We start from the raw sequence: 6,310 nt of genomic DNA, 5'->3' as shown, positions 1-6,310 counted from the left end.
GTCCCGCTGCGGTGGGGGCCATGCCGTGCGCCCCGCGTTCAAAGAGCTGCTGATGCAGTTCGTCCTCCAGCTTGGCGATCTGCATGCTCAAGGCCGGCTGCACGATGTTCAGCCGCTTGGCTGCCCGCGTGACGGAGCCGTCCTCGAACAGGGCGATGAAATACTGAATCTGCTTCAGGTCCATGTAGGTCGGCTCAGAAAGAATTGGTCCGGCAGTCAGGCTATCAATAAGTCTAATGAAGCAGCAGTCATTTATCAGGCACCAGCCCGGAGGGTACCGCGCGCAAGCCCCATGCTATTGATATTCCACTAACGAAATACTTTCATTGGGGCAAATACGGATATCACGGAGACTGATCGGGAACATCAAAAAACAGTATTAGAAGTTATATCGCGTTGTCGTTACGCTTCATTTCAGAAATGATGGAGACGCAAATGAACCAACGTGACGCCGCGACGAACGGCACCGCAACAGCCTCTTTTGACACATTGTCGCTGCGCAGCTGGCTCGCGCACCTCTCCGCCACCGGACGCGTTGCGACCATCGCTAAACCGGTCGCGCTGAAACATGAGCTGGCGGCCGTGGCGAAGCGGCTCGACGGCACGCAAGCGGCAGTATTCCTCGCCCCCGGTGGCCACGACATGCCGGTGGTCAGCGGCTTCATGTCCCGGCGCGCGTGGATTGCCGAGGCCATGGGCGTGGCGGAGAAAGACCTGTTGCAACGTTTCCGCGATGCAGCAGATCATCCGCTGCCATGGAAGGAAATGCCCGCCGGGGAAGCTGCCTGCCAGCAAGTCGTGCATACCAGCGGTATCGACCTTCACGCGTTGCTGCCGATCCCCACCCATAGCGAACACGACAACGGTCCGTATATCACCGCGGGTCTCGTGATTGCGCGGAATCCCCGCACCGGCGTGCAGAACGTTTCGATCAACCGCATCCAGGTTCACGCTTGCGATCGCATGGCGATCCTGCTGCTGCCGCGCCATCTTCATGCGTTCCAGAAAACCGCCGAAGCTGCGGGCGATGCGCTCGATATTGCGGTGGCAATTGGCGTCGATCCCCTGACCATGCTCGCGTCCCAAGCCATTTCTCCGATCGATTTCGATGAGCTGGAGATCGCCGGCGCACTGCACGGCGTGCCCTTGCCTGTCGTTAAATGCGTGACGAACGAGGTGCGCGTGCCGGCGTTCGCGGAGATCGTGATTGAGGGCCGCATCCTGCCGGACGTGCGCGAAGCGGAAGGCCCGTTCGGTGAATTTCCGAAGTACTACAGCGCGCAGGAAGCACGAGAAGTGATCGAGGTGACAGCGGTCACGCATCGGCGGAAGCCGGTTTATCACACCATCGTGCCCGCCGAAATGGAGCACTTGCTGCTGGGCGGGATTCCGCGCGAGGCGACCCTTTTGTCGCACCTTCAACGCAGTCATCCTGGCGTGACCGACGTGCATCTTTCCGTGGGCGGCGTATGCCGGTATCACCTGTGGGTGCAGTTCGCGAAGAAGCGCGAGGGCGAGGCGAAGAACGTGATCCTGTGTGCATTCGGCGCGCATTACGACATCAAGCAGGTCGTGGTTGTGGACACCGACGTGGACATTCATGATCCCGCCGAAATTGAGTGGGCGATCGCCACGCGTTTCCAGGCGGACCGTGATCTTGTGCTGATCGAAGGCGCGCAAGGCTCGCCGCTGGACCCGTCGACAACCGTCGGTCATCCCGACGATGCACCCCCGCATCTGCAGGGGATCAGCGCGAAGATGGGTCTCGACGCCACGCGGCCGGTGGCCTATTCGGGCCATGTATTCACCCGGGTGCGAATTCCCGGCTACGACGCGGTTGATCTCGATGCGCTGGTGGCTCCCGATAACGCCGGCTTCGACACTTACTTGAGCGAGAGTGCATGAGCGCCGACCAAAAGCCGCGCCTGGTCGTCGGCATCTCAGGAGCGAGCGGCGCTGTCATCGGCGTGCGGCTGCTTGCTGCGCTGCGCCGGATCGGTACGCACGAGACGCATCTGATTGTGTCTGCGTCCGGCGCGGTGACAGCCGCGCAAGAACTTGGCATCACGCGCCATGATCTCGATGCGATGGCCGACGTTGTGCATAACGTCCGCGATGTTGGCGCGTCGATTGCGAGCGGTTCGTTCGTGACCAGCGGCATGGTAGTTGCTCCTTGTTCGATGAAAACGCTGGCTGCGGTGGCGAATGGTTTTGCCGATAACCTCCTCACGCGCGCAGCCGATGTGATGCTGAAAGAGCGCCGCCGCCTGGTGCTGGTGGCGCGCGAAACGCCGCTGAACCTGGCGCACTTGCGCAACATGACCATGGCGACCGAAATGGGGGCGATCGTGATGCCGCCGGTGCCGGCGTTCTATGCGCATCCGAAAACCATTGACGATGTTGTTGACCATACCGTCGGACGGATTCTCGATCTGTTCAGCATCGAGCACCGTGAAATAGCCCGGCGATGGAGCGGTCTCGCCAATGAATTCGGTACAGGACGCAACGAAGGAGCAGACGAATGAACCAGCGCGAACAGACCGGCCTCGCCGGTATCGACGCGCGCGAAACCGGGGCGGTCGAGCCAGTGCAAGAGGCGCCCTTGCTGAAGGAGAGAACCACTCACGTCGGCAAGTCGCTTGAACGTTTCGAAGACCCCGCGATCCTGACTGGTCGCGGCCGTTATGGCGACGACCTTGCGATCAAGCCAGGCACGCTGCACGCAGCCGTCCTGCGCTCGCCGCACGCCCATGCCGATCTGATTTCCATCGATACCACTGCTGCACTCGCATGCGAAGGCGTGCGAGCGGTGCTGACGCGTGATGACCTTGCTGCGTGGTCGCGCCCGTTCGTGGTCGGTGTGAAGTCGAAGATGGAGCAGTGGGCTCTTGCGACCGATCGTGTGCGCTACGTGGGCGAACCCGTTGCGGTCGTGATGGGCGAATCGCGTGCGCTGGCCGAGGACGCGCTCGATCTGATCAAGGTGGAATACAAGACACTCGACCCGGTGACGTCGATAGAAGGCGCGCTCAAAAGCGACGCGGCGGTGCTGCATCCGAACGTCGAGACCAACGTGATCAGCGACCGCAGTTTCCGCTACGGCGAGCCCGAAACGGCATTCAGGGACGCGTCGCATCGTGTGACGCTTGAAGCGCACTATCCGCGCAATACCTGTGCGCCGATCGAATGTGCCGTGGTTATCGCCGAGTATCTTTCCGGTGACGAAGGGTATGACGTCACCTCCAATTTCATGGGGCCGTTCTCCCTGCACGCAGTGATGGCGCTCGCGCTGAACGTACCGGCCAATCGTTTGCGTCACAAGGCGCCGCGCGATTCGGGCGGCAGTTTCGGCGTGAAGCAGGCCGTATTTCCCTATGTTGTGCTGATGTGCCTGGCCTCGCGCAAGGCGAACGCACCGGTGAAATACGTGGAAGACCGGCTCGAGCACCTGAACGCGGCGACCTCCGCCACGGCGCGGTTGACCACGCTCGAAGCAGCGGTGGAAAACGATGGCCGGATCACCGCGCTCAACTACGATCAGATCGAGGATTGCGGTGGTTATCTGCGCGCGCCCGAGCCTGCTACGTTTTATCGCATGCACGGCTGTTTAACGGGCGCGTACGCCATTCCCGCGCTGCTGGTGCGCAACCGGGTTGTCTTGACCAACAAGACGCCTACGGGCCTTGTACGCGGCTTCGGTGGGCCACAGGTTTATTTCGCGCTTGAGCGTCTGATGCAACGCATCGCGATCGAGTTGAAGCTTGATGTACTGGACGTGTACCGGCGCAATTTTGTTCCCGCCGATGCCTTCCCTTATCGCGCCGCGGCGGGCGCATTGCTGGACTCGGGCAACTATCAGGAAGCGTTGAAACGCTCGCTCGCCGAGGGCGGATACGACGAGCTCAAGGCGCGCCGCGAAGCTGCGCGCAAGGAAGGCCGTTTGTACGGCATCGGCTTCGCGGCGATTGTCGAGCCATCCGTATCGAACATGGGGTACATCACGACGGTGATGCCCGTCGAAGCACGCAAGAAGGCAGGACCCAAGAGCGGTGCTATCGCGAGCGCGACGGTCAGCGTCGACCTGCTTGGCGGCGTGGTGGTGACGGTGGCGTCGACGCCGGCGGGGCAGGGGCACATGACCGTTTGCGCGCAAGTGGTGGCGGATGTGCTCGGGCTCGCGCCGCACGAGATCGTGGTGAACGTGGAGTTCGATACGCACAAGGATGCGTGGTCGGTGGCGTCGGGAAATTATTCGAGCCGATTTGCTGGCGCAGTGGCGGGCACGGTGCATCTCGCGGCAATGCGCGTGCGCGACAAGTTGGCGCGCATTGTTTCATCGCAGCTCGCGTGCAAGCCCGGCGACATCCGTTTTGAAGGCGGACGAATCTACAAAGCGGGTGACGAAACGCATGCAATGCCTTTCGGTCGCGTAGCAAGCAATGCACCGCATTGGGCGCCCGCGTTGCTGCCCGAAGGCGAAGAACCGGGTCTGCGCGAGACGGTATTCTGGACGCCGGAAAACATGGATGCGCCTGATGAGCAGGACCGCATCAATACATCGGCGGCGTACGGTTTTGCCTTCGATATGTGCGGCGTTGAAGTGGACCGTGCAACGGGACGCGTGCGGATCGATCGCTATGTGACTGCGCACGATGCAGGCACGTTGCTGAACCCCGCGCTCGCCGATGGCCAGATTCGCGGCGCGTTCGCGCAGGGCCTCGGAGCGGCGCTGATGGAAGAGTTTCGCTATGGCGCCGACGGAAGTTTCCAGTCCGGCACGCTGGCTGATTACCTGATGCCGACGACGTGCGAAGTTCCCGATCCGGTCATCATTCACCTGGAGACGCCATCGCCGTTTACACCGCTGGGCGCCAAGGGCCTGGGCGAAGGCAACAACATGAGCACGCCGCCGTGCATTGCGAATGCGGTGGCTGACGCGCTCGGTGTCGACGACATCCGTTTGCCGCTTACGCCTTCGAAAGTGATGGCGATGGTCGGTATGGAGGACCCCGAACCTTCGCGGCCCGAGTTCCGGGAGACGCAGCAGAGGAAGCCGGTTTTGCCGGGTGGCAAGGCGCTGACCGCGCAAGGCAGCGTGGATCTCGCGGCATCGCCGGAAGCGATCTTCGCGGTGCTGCTCGATCCCAACGCGCTCGCCAAGGTGATCCCCGGTTGTCATGCGCTTGAAGCGAAGGGCGAGAACGCGTATCGCGCGGATGTGACCGTCGGTGTGGGCATGATCAAGGCGCGCTTTGAAGCGGAGATCACACTGTCCGATCTCGATCCGCCGCACCGGTTGCGTCTCGCTGGCGCGGGCATGTCGTCGCTTGGCAGCGCGCGTGGCAATGGCCTCGTGGAACTCACGCCCGTTGGTACCGGCACGCGGCTCACCTATGACTACGAGGCGCAGGTCTCGGGCAAGGTCGCGGCCGTGGGCGGACGGATGCTTGAGGGCGCGGCGAAGGTTGTGTTGCGCCAACTGTTTGAATCACTGGGACGTCAGGCGGCGGGCAAGCCCTTAAAAGCCGGTGGTTCATGGCTAGGCCGGCTCGTTGCACGCTTCAGGAGAAAGTCATGAAGCCGGCGCCATTCGATTATCTGCGCGCCTTTTCCACGCACGACGCGCTCGAGGCCCTCGCGCAAACCGGCGAAGAGGCACGCATTCTTGCAGGCGGCCAGTCGCTGATGGCCGTGCTGAACATGCGGCTTGCGCAACCGCGGGTGCTGATCGATATCTCTCGCACAGAGGAACTCGATCGCGTGAGCGTTGACCACGACTCTCTTGTCGTGAACGCGGCGGCTACCCAAGGCAGCGTGGAATGGCGTCCGTCGCTGCAGGGCGAAGTTCCCTTGCTTGCGCTCGCGTTTCCGCACATTTCGCATTTTCAGATTCGCAATCGCGGCACTGTATGCGGGTCGATCGCGCATGCCGACCCTAGCGCGGAGCTGCCGCTGGTGCTCTCGGTGCTCGGCGGCGACGTCATGTTGCGGTCGAAGAAACGCAAGCGCGCGCTCAAGGCAGAAGACTTTTTCCAAGGCATGTTGATGACTGCTCGCGAGCCCGACGAACTGGTTGAAGGCGTGCGGTTTCCGCTGAAGCGGGCCGGGGAGCGATACGCGTTTATCGAATTTTCAGCACGGCACGGCGACTTCGCGATGGTCGCGTGCGCCACCGTGGTCACGGACACATCGATCAGGATCGCCGTAGGCGGTGTGGCCGACCGGCCAGTGGTCGAGCAATGGCCAAGGCTGCATGGCGACGACTTGCGTAGCGCGCTGAACGACTTGAGCTGGAAGCTGAATGCGCAGG

Annotated in this window: 5 protein-coding genes; 4 read left to right on the top strand and 1 reads right to left on the bottom strand. The window is 62.2% G+C overall.

Annotated features, from left to right (window positions below):
* On the bottom strand, positions 1–184 hold a 184-nt coding region (locus tag JWR14_RS00730; protein WP_299699618.1), incomplete at its 3' end, for a LysR family transcriptional regulator.
* 251 nt (positions 185–435) lie between these two features.
* Here JWR14_RS00730 and JWR14_RS00725 point away from each other — a divergent pair.
* The 4 genes from JWR14_RS00725 to JWR14_RS00710 all read left to right on the top strand — a co-directional run.
* Entirely contained in the window at positions 436–1,905 is a 1,470-nt protein-coding gene (locus JWR14_RS00725) for a UbiD family decarboxylase (protein WP_299699615.1), read from the top strand.
* Complete coding sequence (locus tag JWR14_RS00720) at positions 1,902–2,525, top strand: UbiX family flavin prenyltransferase (protein WP_299699612.1); 624 nt, start codon at positions 1,902–1,904, stop codon at positions 2,523–2,525. Before JWR14_RS00725 ends, JWR14_RS00720 begins: the two co-directional genes overlap by 4 nt.
* A complete protein-coding gene (locus JWR14_RS00715; protein WP_299699609.1) occupies positions 2,522–5,578 on the top strand; it encodes a molybdopterin cofactor-binding domain-containing protein in 3,057 nt (1,018 codons plus the stop codon). The genes JWR14_RS00720 and JWR14_RS00715 overlap by 4 nt, the downstream gene beginning before the upstream one ends.
* A partial coding sequence (locus JWR14_RS00710; RefSeq protein ID WP_299699606.1) for an FAD binding domain-containing protein occupies positions 5,575–6,310 on the top strand: 736 nt, incomplete at its 3' end. The genes JWR14_RS00715 and JWR14_RS00710, both read left to right, overlap by 4 nt.

This window comes from Caballeronia sp., assembly GCF_028292365.1.
Lineage (GTDB): Bacteria > Pseudomonadota > Gammaproteobacteria > Burkholderiales > Burkholderiaceae > Caballeronia.
The sequence above is the reverse complement of the archived record's forward strand: the minus strand, read 5'-3'. Positions and strand labels throughout refer to the sequence as shown.

What these genes read in the sequence shown, in the direction of transcription:
- JWR14_RS00725 (WP_299699615.1), top strand. Translation starts at nt 436, where the DNA reads ATGAACCAACGTGACGCCGCGACGAACGGCACCGCAACAGCCTCTTTT.
- JWR14_RS00720 (WP_299699612.1), top strand. Translation starts at nt 1,902, where the DNA reads ATGAGCGCCGACCAAAAGCCGCGCCTGGTCGTCGGCATCTCAGGAGCG.
- JWR14_RS00715 (WP_299699609.1), top strand. Translation starts at nt 2,522, where the DNA reads ATGAACCAGCGCGAACAGACCGGCCTCGCCGGTATCGACGCGCGCGAA.